The sequence below is a fragment of the Halorientalis persicus genome, assembly GCF_900110215.1.
GTDB classification, from domain to species: domain Archaea; phylum Halobacteriota; class Halobacteria; order Halobacteriales; family Haloarculaceae; genus Halorientalis; species Halorientalis persica.
In genome coordinates this window covers 121,105-134,900 of record NZ_FOCX01000001.1, presented here as the reverse complement: position 1 = coordinate 134,900, position 13,796 = coordinate 121,105, and the positions used below count along the sequence as shown (strand labels likewise).

The 13,796-nt window shown below is 67.1% G+C and carries 17 protein-coding genes; 8 read left to right on the top strand and 9 right to left on the bottom strand.

The genetic code is table 11. The features are described 5' to 3' along the window. From ahbB to BMX17_RS00690, 5 genes are all read right to left on the bottom strand, one after another. Window positions 1-1,074, bottom strand: a complete 1,074-nt coding sequence (gene ahbB / locus BMX17_RS00710) for a siroheme decarboxylase subunit beta (protein WP_092656609.1) — start codon at window positions 1,072-1,074, stop codon at window positions 1-3. Window positions 1,075-1,159: 85 nt separating this feature from the next. After that, a complete protein-coding gene (locus tag BMX17_RS00705) occupies window positions 1,160-2,524 on the bottom strand; it encodes an outer membrane protein assembly factor BamB family protein (RefSeq protein ID WP_092656607.1) in 1,365 nt (454 codons plus the stop codon). A gap of 45 nt (window positions 2,525-2,569) precedes the next feature. Then, on the bottom strand, window positions 2,570-2,980 hold the full coding sequence (locus BMX17_RS00700; protein ID WP_092656605.1) for a DUF5778 family protein: 411 nt from the start codon (window positions 2,978-2,980) through the stop codon (window positions 2,570-2,572). 141 nt (window positions 2,981-3,121) lie between these two features. After that, window positions 3,122-3,316 carry a cold-shock protein gene (locus BMX17_RS00695; protein WP_092656603.1) on the bottom strand — a complete coding sequence of 65 codons (195 nt, stop codon included), beginning with the start codon at window positions 3,314-3,316 and terminating at the stop codon, window positions 3,122-3,124. A gap of 2 nt (window positions 3,317-3,318) precedes the next feature. Further along, window positions 3,319-3,513 carry a cold-shock protein gene (locus BMX17_RS00690; RefSeq protein ID WP_077207154.1) on the bottom strand — a complete coding sequence of 65 codons (195 nt, stop codon included), beginning with the start codon at window positions 3,511-3,513 and terminating at the stop codon, window positions 3,319-3,321. Window positions 3,514-3,618: 105 nt separating this feature from the next. Here BMX17_RS00690 and uppS point away from each other — a divergent pair, with 105 nt between their 5' ends. Then, entirely contained in the window at window positions 3,619-4,551 is a 933-nt protein-coding gene (gene uppS / locus BMX17_RS00685; protein ID WP_092656600.1) for a polyprenyl diphosphate synthase, read from the top strand. A 41-nt stretch (window positions 4,552-4,592) separates the two neighbouring features. On the opposite strand, the gene BMX17_RS00680 is transcribed toward uppS, so the two are convergent. Further along, window positions 4,593-4,916 carry a hypothetical protein gene (locus tag BMX17_RS00680; RefSeq protein WP_092656598.1) on the bottom strand — a complete coding sequence of 108 codons (324 nt, stop codon included), beginning with the start codon at window positions 4,914-4,916 and terminating at the stop codon, window positions 4,593-4,595. Window positions 4,917-5,105: 189 nt separating this feature from the next. After that, window positions 5,106-5,714 (bottom strand): undecaprenyl diphosphate synthase family protein, encoded by a 609-nt coding sequence (locus tag BMX17_RS00675; RefSeq protein ID WP_092656596.1) that lies wholly within the window; start codon window positions 5,712-5,714, stop codon window positions 5,106-5,108. A gap of 288 nt (window positions 5,715-6,002) precedes the next feature. On the opposite strand from BMX17_RS00675, the gene BMX17_RS00670 reads away from it, so the two are divergent. Next, window positions 6,003-7,394 carry a DUF92 domain-containing protein gene (locus BMX17_RS00670; protein ID WP_092656593.1) on the top strand — a complete coding sequence of 464 codons (1,392 nt, stop codon included), beginning with the start codon at window positions 6,003-6,005 and terminating at the stop codon, window positions 7,392-7,394. Continuing rightward, window positions 7,391-7,819, top strand: coding sequence for a GNAT family N-acetyltransferase (locus tag BMX17_RS00665; protein WP_092656591.1), 429 nt, complete (start codon window positions 7,391-7,393; stop codon window positions 7,817-7,819). Before BMX17_RS00670 ends, BMX17_RS00665 begins: the two co-directional genes overlap by 4 nt. Here the strand turns inward: BMX17_RS00665 and dnaG are convergent. Further along, a complete protein-coding gene (gene dnaG, locus BMX17_RS00660; protein WP_092656589.1) occupies window positions 7,810-9,153 on the bottom strand; it encodes a DNA primase DnaG in 1,344 nt (447 codons plus the stop codon). The two genes, BMX17_RS00665 and dnaG, sit on opposite strands and share 10 nt — an antisense overlap. Before the next feature lie 186 nt (window positions 9,154-9,339). On the opposite strand from dnaG, the gene BMX17_RS00655 reads away from it, so the two are divergent. The 5 genes from BMX17_RS00655 to BMX17_RS00635 all read left to right on the top strand — a co-directional run bounded on the left by BMX17_RS00655 (window position 9,340) and on the right by BMX17_RS00635 (window position 12,946). Then, window positions 9,340-9,687 (top strand): tRNA-binding protein, encoded by a 348-nt coding sequence (locus BMX17_RS00655; RefSeq protein WP_092656587.1) that lies wholly within the window; start codon window positions 9,340-9,342, stop codon window positions 9,685-9,687. 126 nt (window positions 9,688-9,813) lie between these two features. Next, window positions 9,814-10,035, top strand: a complete 222-nt coding sequence (locus BMX17_RS00650) for a DUF3311 domain-containing protein (protein ID WP_092656585.1) — start codon at window positions 9,814-9,816, stop codon at window positions 10,033-10,035. Next, window positions 10,028-11,518, top strand: a complete 1,491-nt coding sequence (locus BMX17_RS00645) for a sodium:solute symporter family protein (RefSeq protein WP_092656583.1) — start codon at window positions 10,028-10,030, stop codon at window positions 11,516-11,518. Before BMX17_RS00650 ends, BMX17_RS00645 begins: the two co-directional genes overlap by 8 nt. Window positions 11,519-11,566: 48 nt before the next feature. Continuing rightward, on the top strand, window positions 11,567-12,493 hold the full coding sequence (locus BMX17_RS00640) for an HFX_2341 family transcriptional regulator (protein ID WP_092656581.1): 927 nt from the start codon (window positions 11,567-11,569) through the stop codon (window positions 12,491-12,493). Window positions 12,494-12,571: 78 nt separating this feature from the next. Next, entirely contained in the window at window positions 12,572-12,946 is a 375-nt protein-coding gene (locus BMX17_RS00635) for a hypothetical protein (RefSeq protein WP_092656579.1), read from the top strand. A gap of 46 nt (window positions 12,947-12,992) precedes the next feature. Here BMX17_RS00635 and BMX17_RS00630 read toward each other — a convergent pair whose 3' ends face one another. Further along, window positions 12,993-13,757, bottom strand: coding sequence for a DUF1405 domain-containing protein (locus tag BMX17_RS00630; protein WP_092656577.1), 765 nt, complete (start codon window positions 13,755-13,757; stop codon window positions 12,993-12,995). Window positions 13,758-13,796 lie beyond the last annotated feature (39 nt).

Below are 13,796 nucleotides of genomic sequence, written 5' to 3'. Positions count from 1 at the left end.
TCAGTCGTCGGCCTCGTTCGGTTCGACGGTGTTGGCCTTCGCGCGCTCGTCCATCCGGATGCCCGTCTTCTTGAGGATCCGGGTGGAAAAGAGCGTGTCCCAGTCCTCGTCGGCCACGTCCCAGAACTCGGCCATCTTGTCACGGACCTGCTCGACCCGCTCGGCACTCTCTTCCTCGCTACGTCCGTGGGTCATCGCGAAGAAGTTGTACGGCCAGACGCCCTCGTGACGCGGCCGCTCGTAGCAGTGGGTGACGAATCCCAGCGACGCGACGGCCGGCCCGACCTCGTCGACCACCTCGTCGGGCACGTCCCAGACCGTCATGCCGTTCTCGGTGTAGCCCAGCGCGTAGTGGTTCGGGATCACGCCCACCCGCCGGACCTTCCCCTCCTGATCGAACCGCTTGATCGTCTCCAGTACCCACGCCACGTCCTCGCCGAGCGCGTCGGCCACGTCCCGGTACGGCGTCGGCGAGATCGGGAGGCCGTCCTGGATCTCCAGCACTAGCTCCAGTTCGGCGGGTGTCAGCGATGTCCGGTCGGTCGGGGTCACCTCGGGACCGAGATCGGACAGGTCCACGTCGCCCTCCGGAATCGGGCCGTCGAGCAGGAACTTCGCTTCCACCCGGAACTCCTGCTGTTTGGGCAGGTTGTAGGTCTCCTGACCAGTGTCGGCCTCGATGGATCCGAGTACGTCCGCGACCGCGTCGGCGTCGGGCACGCTGACGACGAACCACATATTGAGCTGCGGGTGTTCGCGCTCGTAGTTGTGCGCCACCGCGTCGTAGGAATTGACCTGCTCGGCCACCTCGTCGTATCGGTCTTCGGGGGCGTGCATGGCGACGAGCGTGGCCGCGCCGCCGATCTCCTCGGCGTTGATCAGTGCGCCGAAGCGCGTCAGGACGCCGTCCTCGTCGAGGTCCCTGACGTGCTCGAAGAGGGCGTCGGCGTCGATGTCGACGCCCCGATCCCGGAGCGCCGCGGCCGCCGGCTCGAAGGGGCGCTCGACGACCGGGAACCCGCCCTGAAAGGCGTTGACGACCGCCCGATCGACCCGCGAGAGGTCTTCGCTCATACCCGAATCTCGGGACTGCGGCGGCATAAATCCGCGCTTGTCCGGTCGGAGTCTGGGGTCCAGCGTCCCCTCCCGTCGCGGGCGATCACTCCTCGTCGTTGCTCAGCCAGCGATAGGCACCGACGCCCCCGAGCAGTGCCGCCAGCAGCCCTGCCGGCAGGCCGGCGTTCCCCAGGAGTCCGCTCGACCCGTCGCCGCCGGCAGTCGGCGTCGGCGATCCACCCGTTCTCGTCCCGGACGCGCGTTCCCGTTCGGTAATCTCGTACCCGAACACCCGTCCCTGCGAGCGGTCGAATCCGTAGATCCCGTCCCCCACGACGGCTTTGGGATCGAGTTCCCGTCCATCGGTCCCGAGCCGGCGGCCGGTCCCGTCGGCCGCGTCGACCGCCAGCAGGCCGTCTCCCGCCGTCGCGTACAGTGCGCCCGTCGTTCCGAGCAGTTGCGAGGCCACGTTCTCGCTGTCGTGGGTCCACTGCACGGTCCCGTCGCCAGCGTCGAGGGCGACGAGCGACCCCTGGCTGTTGGCGTACACCGTTCCGTCGTGTACTACGGGTGTCTCGTTCCCTTCGGAGCCGACGGTGTGGGTCCACTCGACAGTACCGTCGACGACGGAGAGCGCCCGGAGGACGCCGTCGTCCGCGGCGACGAACACCGTCCCGTCGGCGAGGGCCGGCGACGCCGTGATCCGAACTTCGCCGGCGTCGTACTCCCACTGGATCGTGCCGTCGTCGGTGTCGAGCGCGTAGACCGTCGCTGGCGACGTAATCGGCTCGTCCGGCCCCTGTCTGGGATCGGTCCCGACGTAGAGATAGCCGTTGGCGACTGCTGGCGACCCCCAGACCCTCCCGTCGACGCCCGTCTGCCAGTCCGGATACCCGGTTTCCGGGTCCAGAGAAACCACTTCGTCACCGATCAGTCCCAGATAGAGCTGCCCGTCCGCGACGGTCGGCGCACAGACGATCTCGCTCTCGGCGTCGTACCGCCACAGTCGGTCGCCGGTCTCGGCGTCGAAGGCGTACACGTACCCGTCGCCGTTCCCGTTCGTGGTGACGAAGACCCGCCCGTCGGCGACCGCGGGCATCGTCTGTGCCCAGCGGTCGAACTCGTATCGCCACTGCTCGGTCCCGTCGGCCGCCGAGAGCGCGTACACGGTCCCTCGGTATGGCTTGGACTCGTCGTTGTCGTCGGTCACGTACACCGTCCCGTCCGCGACCGAGAGCCCGTTCGGTCCGTGGAACGCCTCGAACACCCAGTCCGTTTCGACCGCCGTCGCGACGCCCTCCGGACCGGGGAGCCACCCGGTGTTGCGTGCGTTCACGCGGTGCATCGGCCACGACTCACCCGTGGCCTGTGCCGCGACGCGACCGACTACACCCGTGCCGCCGACGCCCGCCGCACCGAGGACGCCCAGCATCGACCGACGTGTGACCGCGTGCCCGTCGTCTGCCATGACTGAGGCGACGACTACCACGGGCTTGTAAGCGTTGATGACCGACTAACGGGGTGCGACACTCTCGACCGTGTACCCATCCTCTCGGACTGTCTCGACCAGCGCCTCCTGATCGGTGTCGGCCTCGTAGTAGAAGACGATCTTGAACACCTCCTCGCGGAGCAACTGCTGACACTCCCAGACGAACTCGTCGTCGTCGAGCGTGCGCCCCTGATGCTGGTTCAGTCCGAACTCGGTGTCGTCGTTCCCGGAGTAGACGTAGGTGTCCTTGGGGTCGACGCCCGCGTGCTCGGCGATCGACTCGCCGATCTCGATGGTCGTCTCGTGAAGCGTGGCCTCGTCGTCGCTGCCCAGTTCCGTGTGGACGATGATACCCACGAGTTCGATCTCGCCGGGTTCGAGGAGCGCTTCGGCTCGCTGGTAGAGGTCCGGATCGATGGGGTCTTCGGTCTCCATTGGTCGATGCTGGCCGTCCCGTCCACATACCTCTCACGGTCTCGGGCTGGCTACGGGGTCGTGCCGCCGACGGAGCAGCCGCTCGAAAACTCGCGTCTCGGGGCCAGCGGCCCCGCACAGTACCGCGACTGACGTGCCCGGTTACAGGCGCGTGAGGTTCTCGGCGCGCGGGCCCTTGTCGGCCTGCACGATGTCGAACTCGACTTCCTGCCCTTCTTCGAGGTCGGGACCGCCGACGTCTTCCATGTGGAAGAACACGTCTTCGTCCGCGTCCTCGGTGTCGATGAAGCCGTAGCCGCCCGTGTCGTTGAAGAAGTCGACTGTGCCTTCCGCCATGGTTACAGTCGCTCCAGGTTCGTTGCTCGGGGGCCCTTGTCGGCCTGTTCGATGTCGAACTCGACCTCCTGACCTTCTTCCAGGTCGGGGCCGCCGACGTCTTCCATGTGGAAGAAGACGTCCTCGTCCGCGTCTTCGGTATCGATGAATCCGTAACCGCCAGTGTCGTTGAAGAAATCAACCGTACCGGTCGCCATTGCACCCTATCAGAGTACGTCACCATATTAAAAGCCTGCGGGTCACCCCACCCAATACCGCCGGGGAGGACAAGATACTTATCACGGGGTGAGAATTTCCATACAATGCTCGCGTGGGTGCGCCAGCAGGCGCTGTCGGGGTACGAACGGCTGTTACGGTGGGAGCTGTCGGGGATGCCCGATCACGTCGCCGTCATTCAGGACGGGAATCGTCGATACGCCCGGAACAAGGGCGAGGGAGCCACGGAAGGCCATCGCGCCGGTGCCGAGACGACCGAGGCCATGCTCAACTGGTGTGACGAACTCGGCGTCCAGGAGCTAACGCTTTACACCTTCTCGACGGAGAACTTCGACCGCCCGGTCAACCAGCGGGAGGCCCTCTTCGACCTGATCGAGGAGAAGCTCTACGAGTTCGCCGACGCCGACCGCGTCCACGAGGGCGAAGTGCGGATCCGGGCCATCGGCGAGACCCAGGACCTCCCCGGGCGGGTCCGCACCGCCATCCAGTACGCCGAGGGGCGCACCCGCGACTACGACGAACTCCAGTTGAACATCGCGCTGGCCTACGGCGGCCGCGCGGAACTGCTCGGGGCCGCCCGCGACGTGGCCCGCGACGTGGTCTACGGCGACCTCGATCCCGACGAGATCGACGCCGAGACCGTCGAAGAGCGTCTCTACGAAGGACCATCCCGCGACGTGGATCTGATCCTCCGGACCGGCGGGGCCGAACGCACCAGCAACTTCCTGCCCTGGCACGCCAACGGTAACGAGGCCGCTGTCTTCTTCTGTACACCCTACTGGCCGGAGTTCCGGAAAGTCGACTTCCTGCGTGCGATCCGGACCTACGAGTCCCGCGAGGAGTCCTGGCGGACCGCCCGCGCCAGGCGCGCGCTGGCGTTGGTTCGGGCGATGGGCAGCGCCGAACTCGACGAGGCCCGGTCGATCCTCGGCCGGTTCCGGGACGCACTGCCCAGTAGCGAGCGCGAACGACTCGACGAAGAGGAGTTCGAGGCAGAACTGGAACCCGCCGCGGACTGAGGGCCATCCCGTGCGAACCGCTCACCCGGCGCGAGTCGGTCCTACCCGTTCGACCTGACGTGACGCTGTGCCGCGTACAGGCCCGCGGCGTAGATCCCGAACGAGAAGATCCCGATCGAGAACACGCCGATCGAGAACACCCCGACCGAGAAGATCCCCGCGGCGAAGATCCCGACCGAGAAGATGCCGGTCGAGAGGACGCCGACGCTGAAGTTTCCGGCCGCGAGGTATCCGACCGCGGATTCGCCCGCCGCGAGGACATCGAATCCCGCCACGGTTTCCACTCCGGCCACGACGAGACCCAGCGCCACGGCGAGCAAGACAAGCACGACCGCACCCGTGAGGTCTTCCTGATCTATTTCCATAGTTGACAGTTCAGCATCGGGAAACTTAGTAGTATGCGTCGGTGTCGCTTTCCGACGTGATCCGGCCTACTCGCCGAACTTCCGGCAGACTCGCTTCGCTCGACTGCCGGCGTTTGGACAGTTCCCTGCGGTCACTGTCCAAACCGCCGTCGGTCCGCTCCCACCGGTCGCTCCCCGACGTAATTTGGCCTACTGGCCAAATCTCCGCTGGCGGTCCTGGAAGTCCCGGATCGCCCGGAGATACTCCCGCTTCCGGAAGTCACGCCAGTTCACGTCGGTGAAGTAGAGTTCGGAGTAAACCGACTGCCAGATCATGAAATCCGAGAGCCGCTCGGCCCCGGTCTTGATGACGAGGTCGGGATCGGTCGGGAAGACCAGCCGCTCCTCGATGTCGTCCTCGTCGATCTCGCCGGGGGTCAACTCGCCGTCGTCGACTTCCTCGGCGACGCTCCGAACGGCGGCGGCGAACTCGTGTTTGCCGCCGAGACCGATGCTCACCTGAATGGGTGCGTCGGCTCGCTGGTCGTCGTCGGGGCCGCGAACGGCCATCTCGCGGGGGGCGTCAACGTCTTCGAGCGCGCGCCGGAGCGTCGGCACGGCCTCCTCGTCGAGGACGGAGACGTAGACCATGACTCGCTCGGCACCGTACTCGACGGCCCAGTCGAAAAACGACTCCAGGGTGTCGTAGGCGCCCTGCTCCAGCAGGTCCCGCTCGGTGATGACGACGGCGACGTTGTCGGGCGTCTCCTCGTCGGCCCACTGGGTTCGGACCGCGAGGTACCGGTCGTAAATGCCCACAGGTCTGGTTTCCCGTCACCAAGTATGAAGGTCACGGGTTGGCGTGCGGCCGCGGGACGGTGGCGGTGCGGTGGCGGGGCGGGTGCGGTCGCGGTGGAGCATCAGCACAGCAACGGAACTCGCGCAGGGCGTGAGTTCCGCTGTTTCGCCCACGTTCGCGAGAGCGACGCTCTCGCGAGCCCGTCAGAAATCTCCGATTTCTGGAGACGTTTTTGGCGAGGGGGTCGCCCCGCGACCCCCTCGCGAAAAAGGTGGTTGTTAAGTGCGTCTCCGAAAAACGGGCGGCACGTGACGACGACAGTCCGGCGAGCGGGGGCGTTCGCGCTGGTCGGGACGGGCGGGTTGCTCGTCCCGGCCGTCAGCCGGGCGACTCCACAGCTGGTCGCCGCCGTCGCCGGAAGGGTGCCGTTCACCGACCGGCTCACGTCGCAGGCGGTGGCCACCGTCGCCGGGACACTCCCGTTCATCGCGATTGCCGTGTTGGCCCTCTACGTGATCGACGAGGGATTCGTGTTCGAGTTGTTCGCCCGCCCGGGCGACCGCGAGGACGGGCGTCTCTACGGGCTGGCGGGCTTTTCACTCGCCATCGCCGGGCTGGCACTGCTGGCCATGCAGTTCGCGCTCCCGATGACGGTCTTTTCGACGGCGGTGTTCATCCTCTCGTACGGCAACCTCGCCGAACACCTCGTCAGGGCGTGGCGGCCGGACCCGGCGGTAGCGACGGCGGGGTTCGTCGCTGGCGGGTCGGTACTGGGGTTCGGCGCAGGGCTGGCGACCGTGGCGCTGACGCCCGGGTCCGTCCCGCCGGCGACGCTGGCATTCTTCGCGGTCAGTGGGGCCTTGCTCGCGTCGCTGTTGCGGGCGGTGCTGTTCGCCCGTGACGATCCGCTGGTGATGGTCTCGGCCGCACTCTTGCTGTGGCTGTTCGCGGACCTCGGCGTCACCGTCTCGCCCGTCCGTGTCGGGGTCGCGCTGGCTGTGACCGGCATCTTCGGCTACGTCTCCTACTGGCTCGACGCGGCCTCGATCCCAGGGATGATCACCGGGGTCCTGTTGGGGCTGTTGACGATCGTCCTCGGCGATTACGGCTGGTTCGCGATGCTCATCACCTTCTTCGGCGTCGGCGCGCTCTCCTCGAAGTTCAGATACGACGAGAAACTCGACCGCGGTGTCGCACAGGAAAACGAGGGGGCGCGCGGGAGCGGGAACGTCCTCGCGAACTCACTGATGGCGCTGGTCGCCGTCGTCGGGTTCGCGGCGAGTCCGACTCACGTCCCCGTCTCGCCCGACGTGTTCCTCTACGCCTTCGCCGGGGCCGTCGCCGCGGCCATGAGTGACACGCTCTCCAGCGAGATCGGGGGGCTCTTCGACGAGCCACGGCTCATCACGACGTTCGAGCGGGTCGCGCCCGGCACCGACGGAGCCGTGACCTGGCAGGGCGAACTCGCCGGGATCGCGGGCGCTGGATTGATCGCCGCCATCGCGGTCGCCTTCGAGTCGGTCCAGCCGCTGGGCGCGCTGGTGATCGTCGGCGCGGGCATCCTCGGGATGACCGCCGACAGCCTCCTCGGGGCGACCGTCGAGGGACGGTACTTCGGCAATCAGGTCGTCAACTTCCTCGCGACGGTCGTCGCGGCCGTCGCCGGTGGCGGCGTCGCGCTCGCGCTCGGTGCGGTATGATCCGACAGGCTCGACCGGCCGATCTGGCCCGATTGCGGGCCATCCAGATGGCATCGCTGACCGAACCCTGGGACGGGCTGCTCGAACCTGCCATCGACGGCCCACCCGTCGTCCTCGTCGTCGCGGACGAGACCGACGAGCCGGTGGGGTACGCCGTCGCGATCCCGCAGGACACGGTCGCGTACCTCGCCGAGCTGGCGGTCGCGGCCGGTCACCGTGGCGAGGGTCGTGGCTCTCGACTACTGGCGGCGCTGTGTGAGCAGCTCGAAGTGGACGGCTTCGAGCGACTGGAACTCACGGTCAGGGCCGGGGACGACCGGGCCCGGGACTTCTACGACGACCACGACTTCCTCGAACGGGAGCGACTGCCGGACCACTACGAGGACGGGGACGGGCTCTTGCTGGCCCGGCCGCTTCAGAACTGATCGGCCGTCCGGATGCGGACGCCGGTGGGTTGCTTGACGAACTCGCCGGTCGATCGCGGGACGATCTGTTCGACGCCGCGCTGGGCGGCCACGTCGAGCACCCGCTGGTCGAGTTCCCCGTCGAGGACGACCGTCGTCGGCGTCACGTCGGCGTCGGCGACGGTGTCGAACGCCTCGCTCGCGGGGGCCGACGCGAGCTCCTGAAACTCACTGTCCAGCAGGACGACCTCGCCGCTGTCCGCGTCGACGACTGCCTCGACGTGGCCAGCCAGTGTCTCCGGGGCGGCCGGCGCGTCCGCGGTGTCGTCATTGTCGGCCGGCGTCGTGGCGTCGTCGGTTGCTGCCGCGTCGCCATCGTCGGCCGAGTCGTCGTCGGTCCTCGTGGCGTCCACCGTCGCGCCCTCACACTGCTCGGCCGATGCCGTCCCACTCGCGTCCGCTGTCGCGGTCGATTCGGGTTCGTCGGCCGTCTCCGGCGGCGCGGGGCGGGCGCTCCCGTCGGTCGCCGCGACGGTCTCGTGGGGCGAGCTTGCCCCCGCGACGGCTTCCATCGGGACCTTCTCACGGAGCGCGGTCATCACTTCGTCGCGCGCCAGGTCCTCCACCGAGCGGTGTTCGGGGGCGAAGGCGACGTAATCCACCTCGCCGACCTGCCCGAGTTCCTTGAGGATGAGGTCGCCACCGCGGTCGCCGTCGAAGAAGGCGGTCACCGTCCGCCTGCACGTGAGATCCGCGACGGCCTCGGGCACGTCGGTGCCCTCGACGGCGACGGCGTTTTTGATGCCGTACTTCAGCAACTGGAGTACGTCGGCCCGCCCCTCCACGACGATGATGGCGTCGCTGTCGCTGACGCGGGGCCCGGCCGGCAGGCCCTCGTACTCGGTGATGTCCTCGACCCGGACTGCCTGGCGGACCTCCTCGACGAGGTCCGCGCTCCGGGCGACTTCGCCCTCGAATTCGGCGAGCAGGTCCGTCGCCCGCTCGACGACCTCGCGGCGTTTGGCCGCGCGCACGTCCTCCAGTTTCGACACCTGGAAGTCCGCCCGGCACGGGCCGACCCGGTCGATGGTCTCCAGGGCGGCCGCGAGAATCGCGGTCTCGACCTTGTCGAGGCCGCTGGCGATGGTCACCTCGCCGTAGGAGCGGCCGCCCTCCGACTCGATCTCGACGTCGATCCGGCCGACCTTCGAGGACTCCTGTAACGCTCGGAGGTCGAGTTCGCTGCCGAGCAATCCCTCTGTCTGTCCGAACACCGCACCGACGACGTCACTCCGCTCTACCACCCCGTCGGCGACGATGTCCGCGTGAATCAAGTATTTCGCTGAATCGTGCATAGCTGGTGAACTGCCCCGGGTAGGGGCGATGATGTGAACCGCGTGATGATGATGTCTCCATGAACGCACCCATGGATACGGCTGGACGTAGCGGCCTTCGCGTCATATACCTACCGTCGTGACACGTAACGAGCAGGTCCCGGCGGCGACGAAACGCACTTCACCTTTCCCTGCGGTGGGTGGGCCATGGGTATCGAGGAAGCCGACATCGACCCCGAACGGTTTCTGGAGGACGTGGAGATGCGGATCGGCACCGTCCGCGCCGCCGAACCGTTCCCCGACGCCCGCAAGGACGTGTACGAACTCGAAGTCGACTTCGGAACCGAGACTCGGCAGTCCGCGGCCGGCCTGACCGACAACTACGGTCCCGACGAGCTGGTGGGCCGGCAGGTCCTGGCCGTCGTCAACCTCGGAACGGTGAACATCGCGGGGTTCGAGAGCCAGTGTCTCGTGACCGGCGTCGACGACGCCGATGGCGACGTGGTCCACCTCCAGCCCGAGCGCGAGGTTCCCGACGGGACGCGGCTGTACTGACTCCCAACCACACTCGAAGCCGACGACGCGACGGCCCGCCGGAAATTGAAGGAAATATCTCTTCGAACGCTTCTTCTGAACGCTATCGACACGTCTATTTGCGTCCAGTGGATGACTTCGACAACCATGGATCGAGAGACGTACGCCTGGGCCGCGGTCGCGGTCTTGCTGGTCGCGCTGGCGATTCCCTGGTTCTGGTGGGGATCGAGCCGGGTCGTCGCCGGACTGCCGGTCTGGGTCTGGTGGCACGTCGGCTGGCTGGGGCTGACCGCCGTCGTCTTCGCCGCCTTCGCCCGCTGGGGCTGGGGCCTCGGGATCGAACCGGCCGGAGGTGATTCCGATGGCTGAGACCAGTCTCCAGATCGGTATCGTCGTCGGCTACCTCCTGCTCGCGCTCGGGATCGGGCTGGTGGCCTACCGGCTGACCGACCGCACAGCCGAGGACTACTTCCTGGCGAGTCGGACGCTGGGCACCGTCGTCCTGCTGTTTACGACCTTCGCGACGCTTTTGTCGGCCTTTACGTTCTTCGGCGGCCCGAACGTCTCCTACGCGGCCGGGCCGGAGTGGATCCTCGTGATGGGGCTGATGGACGGGGTCCTCTTTGGTATCCTCTGGTACGTGATCGGCTACAAGCAGTGGCTCGTCGGGAAGATCAACGGCTACGTGACCCTCGGGGAGATGCTCGGCGATCGGTTCGGTTCGCCCGTTCTCCGCGTGCTCGTCGCCGGCGTGTCGCTGTTCTGGCTGCTCCCGTACGTGATGCTCCAGCAGCAGGGTGCCGGCACTGCGCTGGCGGCCCTGACAGACGGCGCGGTCCCCTACTGGTTGGGGGCCGGCGGTATCACACTCTTCATGATCGTCTACGTCGTCCTGTCGGGGATGCGCGGGGTCGCCTGGACCGACACGTTGCAGGGGATCTTCATGCTCGGGATGATCTGGGTCGCGGTCGCCTGGATCCTGGCGGTGGTCGGCGGGCCCGGCGCAGCCACGGCCGAATTGGCGGCCGCCTCGCCCGGTCACCTCGCGCTGGGTGGCGGCCTCTACACCCCGGCGTATATGCTCTCGACGGCCGTCTCCATCGCGTTCGGCGTGACGATGTTCCCGCAGGTGAACCAGCGCTTTTTCGTCGCCGGCTCGAAGCGGGTCCTCAAGCGGACGTTCGCGCTCTGGCCGGTGCTGGTCATCCTGCTTTTCGTCCCCGCGTTCATGCTTGGCGCGTGGGCTCAGGGGCTAGGAATCGTGGCCGGCGAAGGTGAGAACGTCCTCCCGCTCCTGTTGAACGAGTACACGCCCGCGTGGTTCGCGGCGCTGGTGATCGCCGGCGCGATGGCCGCGATGATGTCTTCCAGCGACTCCATGCTGCTCTCGGGGTCGTCGTATCTCACTCGTGACGTGTACCGGCAGGTCGTCACCGGGGTCACCGAGAGCAAAGAGGCGCTGGTCGGTCGGATCGGTGTCGTCGTCATCGCCCTGGTGGCGTTCGTCGCGAGCCTCTTCCGGCCGGGGACCCTCATCGAGATCGGCGACACCGCTTTCGGCGGCTTCGCACAGCTCGCCCTCCCCGTACTGGTCGCGCTCTACTGGCCGGGGACGACCCGTGACGGGATGTACGCCGGCGTCGGCGGGAGCCAGCTGTTCTACCTCGCCAGCGTCTTCCTCCCGTTCGTGCCGGCGAGCTACGTCTTCCCGCTGGCGCCCGGACTCGGCGGCTGGTCGGCCTCGGTCGTCGGAATGGGGCTCGGGCTCGCCCTGACCGTCGGCGTCTCGGCGGCCACCGGCCACGCCGCCGGGGAGGACGCCGCGGTCTACCGGCGCCAGTCGGCCGACTGACTGCCGTGAAACTCGAACGCTTTTGACTGCGTCCGAACAAGTGCGAGTATGCAGACCCACATCGTCCCGGTCGGGTTCGATTACGACCGGCTCATCGCGCCGCTGGTCCGGGAGCGACTCGACGTGGACCGGGTGGTCTTGCTGGAGGGGGCCGTCGGGAGCGAGGCCAACGTCGAGTACTCGCGCAACCTCGCCGAGAAACTCGAAAAAGACTTCACGAACCTCCTTGGGGCCGAGACCGAGCGGATCGTCATCGAGGACGTCTACGACTACGACGTGGCCTTCGAGCGCGCGTACAGCCTCATCATGACCGAACTCGACCGTGGCCGCGACGACGGCGAGGCCAGCGAGGTCTGGGTCAACATCTCCGCGATGCCCCGCACCGTCTCGTTCGCCTTCGCCACTGCGGCCCACTCCATCATGGTGGAGCGCCAGGAGGACCGCGACCGCATCCACACCTACTACACGGTCCCCGAGAAGTACTTGGAGACCGAACTCGCCGAGGAACTCCGCCGCCAGATCGACCTGCTCTCGGATCTGCGCGAGGACGTGGCCGACGACCGGGTCACCGAACGGCTGGAGAGCGCCCGCAATCTCTTGGACGAGTTCGACGAGCGCGGGACCACCATCGGTGCCAAAGAGATCGACGGCAGCCACGTCGTCGAACTCCCCGTGGCTTCCTTCTCGAACGTCAAGCCGTTCGAGGAGATCATCCTCTTCACCCTCGGGGAACACGGGGAGTTCGAGTCCGTCTCAGAACTGGCCCAGGAACTCTCGCGGGAACTCGGCGAGGAGTACACCGACAGTTTCCGGTCGAAAGTGATCTACAACGTCGACCGGCTGGGACCGGGTGGGAAAGGCTACATCGAGCAGGAGGAACACGGGAAATCCTACCGGACCAGACTGTCGCGGATCGGGGAGTTGTGGGTGCGGGCCCACGCCGACAGCGTGCCGGAGCGGAGCGACGGCGCGTAGCCGGAATAAACGAGTTGTCGATTTATCGCCAGCCGAGCCGTGGCGGACCGCTATTTTCCCGGCCCACTTGATACGGGTATGGCGGAGACCGACGTCGAGGTCGACACCGGAGCGAACAGACTGTACATTCGACTCGCGGGACACATGGAAGACGACGAGGCGGAAGCGGCCGCCGGCGAAGTCGAAGCCGGGGTCGACGAACTGGACCCTGGCTTCGACATCGTCAACGACCTCAGGGAATTCAAACCGACCTCCGGGGAGGCAGTCACGTACGTCGAAGAGGCGAAGACGTACGCCGCCGAGGCCGGGTGTGCCGCGGTCGTCCGGATCGAACCGGAGTCACCGACCGGGAAGATGCAGTTCGAGCGCGCCGAGGGCGAGGACTACGACATCGCCGTCGCCGAATCGGTCGAGGCAGCCGAACGACTGCTAGACCAGCGCGCCGAGAGCTGAGGGGCTGGCACTCGGGCAGGTGTCCGCGTGAGCCCGACGATCACTGTCAGGCCCCGAGTTCGGCTTTCTTCGCACGCGTCGCGGTCGCGAGGAAGACGGCTAGGATGGTCAACACGACCGCGCCGGCGGCGGCCTGATCGTGGGCGGGAAGCGTGTGATCGAAGCCGAGGACGGTCTGTTCCGCGCGCAGGAGTGTGTGGTGAGGGTCGCCGATCAGGGGAACGAAGTAGTCGACCACGTCGTTGAGTGTGTACCAGACCGTCGCGAGGGCGATGGCCCAGATGGGAAACTCGCTGTATCGGTGGATCAGGAACGCCTCGACGGCCATCAGCGCGTGACTCCAGATCAGGAAGTGGTACATCAGGGGGTTCAGTCCTCCAGGGCCGTTGACCAGGAGCTGGACGTAGGGCGTCCAGAGGCCGAGTTTGATACAGCCGAAGAAGGCCAGGACGTGGATCCACTCGGCGTGCCAGTCGAGCCGCCAGGCGACCAGCGAGAGGCCGATGAAGCCGGTCGCGACGGGGCTGTCGGGGACGAAAAGCCACATCTCGGGGGCTGTCAGACCGAACTGGCTGACGAATAGCGGATCGGTCAACGGCACGGGGTGAAAGCCGTAGTACCAGAAGCCAAAGGCCGTCCCGAGGAGGTTGACGATGGCGATGGGCCAGGCCAGTCGCAGGGCGGCGTCTTCCATCCAGGCGGGCAAGGGCGCGACGTACCGCGGCAGGGTCTCGCGGTCGGGGAGGGCGGTGTCGAAGTAGCGGGCGATGACCCCCTCCAGCCGGCGACCGAGCCTGGTGACGACGGACATGGGCGGAGGATGGGCCGACGGTGGCAAAACGGTATCGGA

Coding starts and splice junctions, on each gene's coding strand:
- BMX17_RS00690 (WP_077207154.1), bottom strand. CDS start 3,513: ATGGCGACCGGTACGGTTGATTTCTTCAACGACACTGGCGGTTACGGA.
- BMX17_RS00635 (WP_092656579.1), top strand. CDS start 12,572: ATGGCGGAGACCGACGTCGAGGTCGACACCGGAGCGAACAGACTGTAC.
- BMX17_RS00680 (WP_092656598.1), bottom strand. CDS start 4,916: ATGGAAATAGATCAGGAAGACCTCACGGGTGCGGTCGTGCTTGTCTTG.
- BMX17_RS00640 (WP_092656581.1), top strand. CDS start 11,567: ATGCAGACCCACATCGTCCCGGTCGGGTTCGATTACGACCGGCTCATC.
- uppS (WP_092656600.1), top strand. CDS start 3,619: ATGCTCGCGTGGGTGCGCCAGCAGGCGCTGTCGGGGTACGAACGGCTG.
- BMX17_RS00705 (WP_092656607.1), bottom strand. CDS start 2,524: ATGGCAGACGACGGGCACGCGGTCACACGTCGGTCGATGCTGGGCGTC.
- dnaG (WP_092656589.1), bottom strand. CDS start 9,153: ATGCACGATTCAGCGAAATACTTGATTCACGCGGACATCGTCGCCGAC.
- BMX17_RS00650 (WP_092656585.1), top strand. CDS start 9,814: ATGGATCGAGAGACGTACGCCTGGGCCGCGGTCGCGGTCTTGCTGGTC.
- BMX17_RS00655 (WP_092656587.1), top strand. CDS start 9,340: ATGGGTATCGAGGAAGCCGACATCGACCCCGAACGGTTTCTGGAGGAC.
- BMX17_RS00700 (WP_092656605.1), bottom strand. CDS start 2,980: ATGGAGACCGAAGACCCCATCGATCCGGACCTCTACCAGCGAGCCGAA.
- BMX17_RS00645 (WP_092656583.1), top strand. CDS start 10,028: ATGGCTGAGACCAGTCTCCAGATCGGTATCGTCGTCGGCTACCTCCTG.
- BMX17_RS00630 (WP_092656577.1), bottom strand. CDS start 13,757: ATGTCCGTCGTCACCAGGCTCGGTCGCCGGCTGGAGGGGGTCATCGCC.
- BMX17_RS00665 (WP_092656591.1), top strand. CDS start 7,391: ATGATCCGACAGGCTCGACCGGCCGATCTGGCCCGATTGCGGGCCATC.
- ahbB (WP_092656609.1), bottom strand. CDS start 1,074: ATGAGCGAAGACCTCTCGCGGGTCGATCGGGCGGTCGTCAACGCCTTT.
- BMX17_RS00695 (WP_092656603.1), bottom strand. CDS start 3,316: ATGGCGGAAGGCACAGTCGACTTCTTCAACGACACGGGCGGCTACGGC.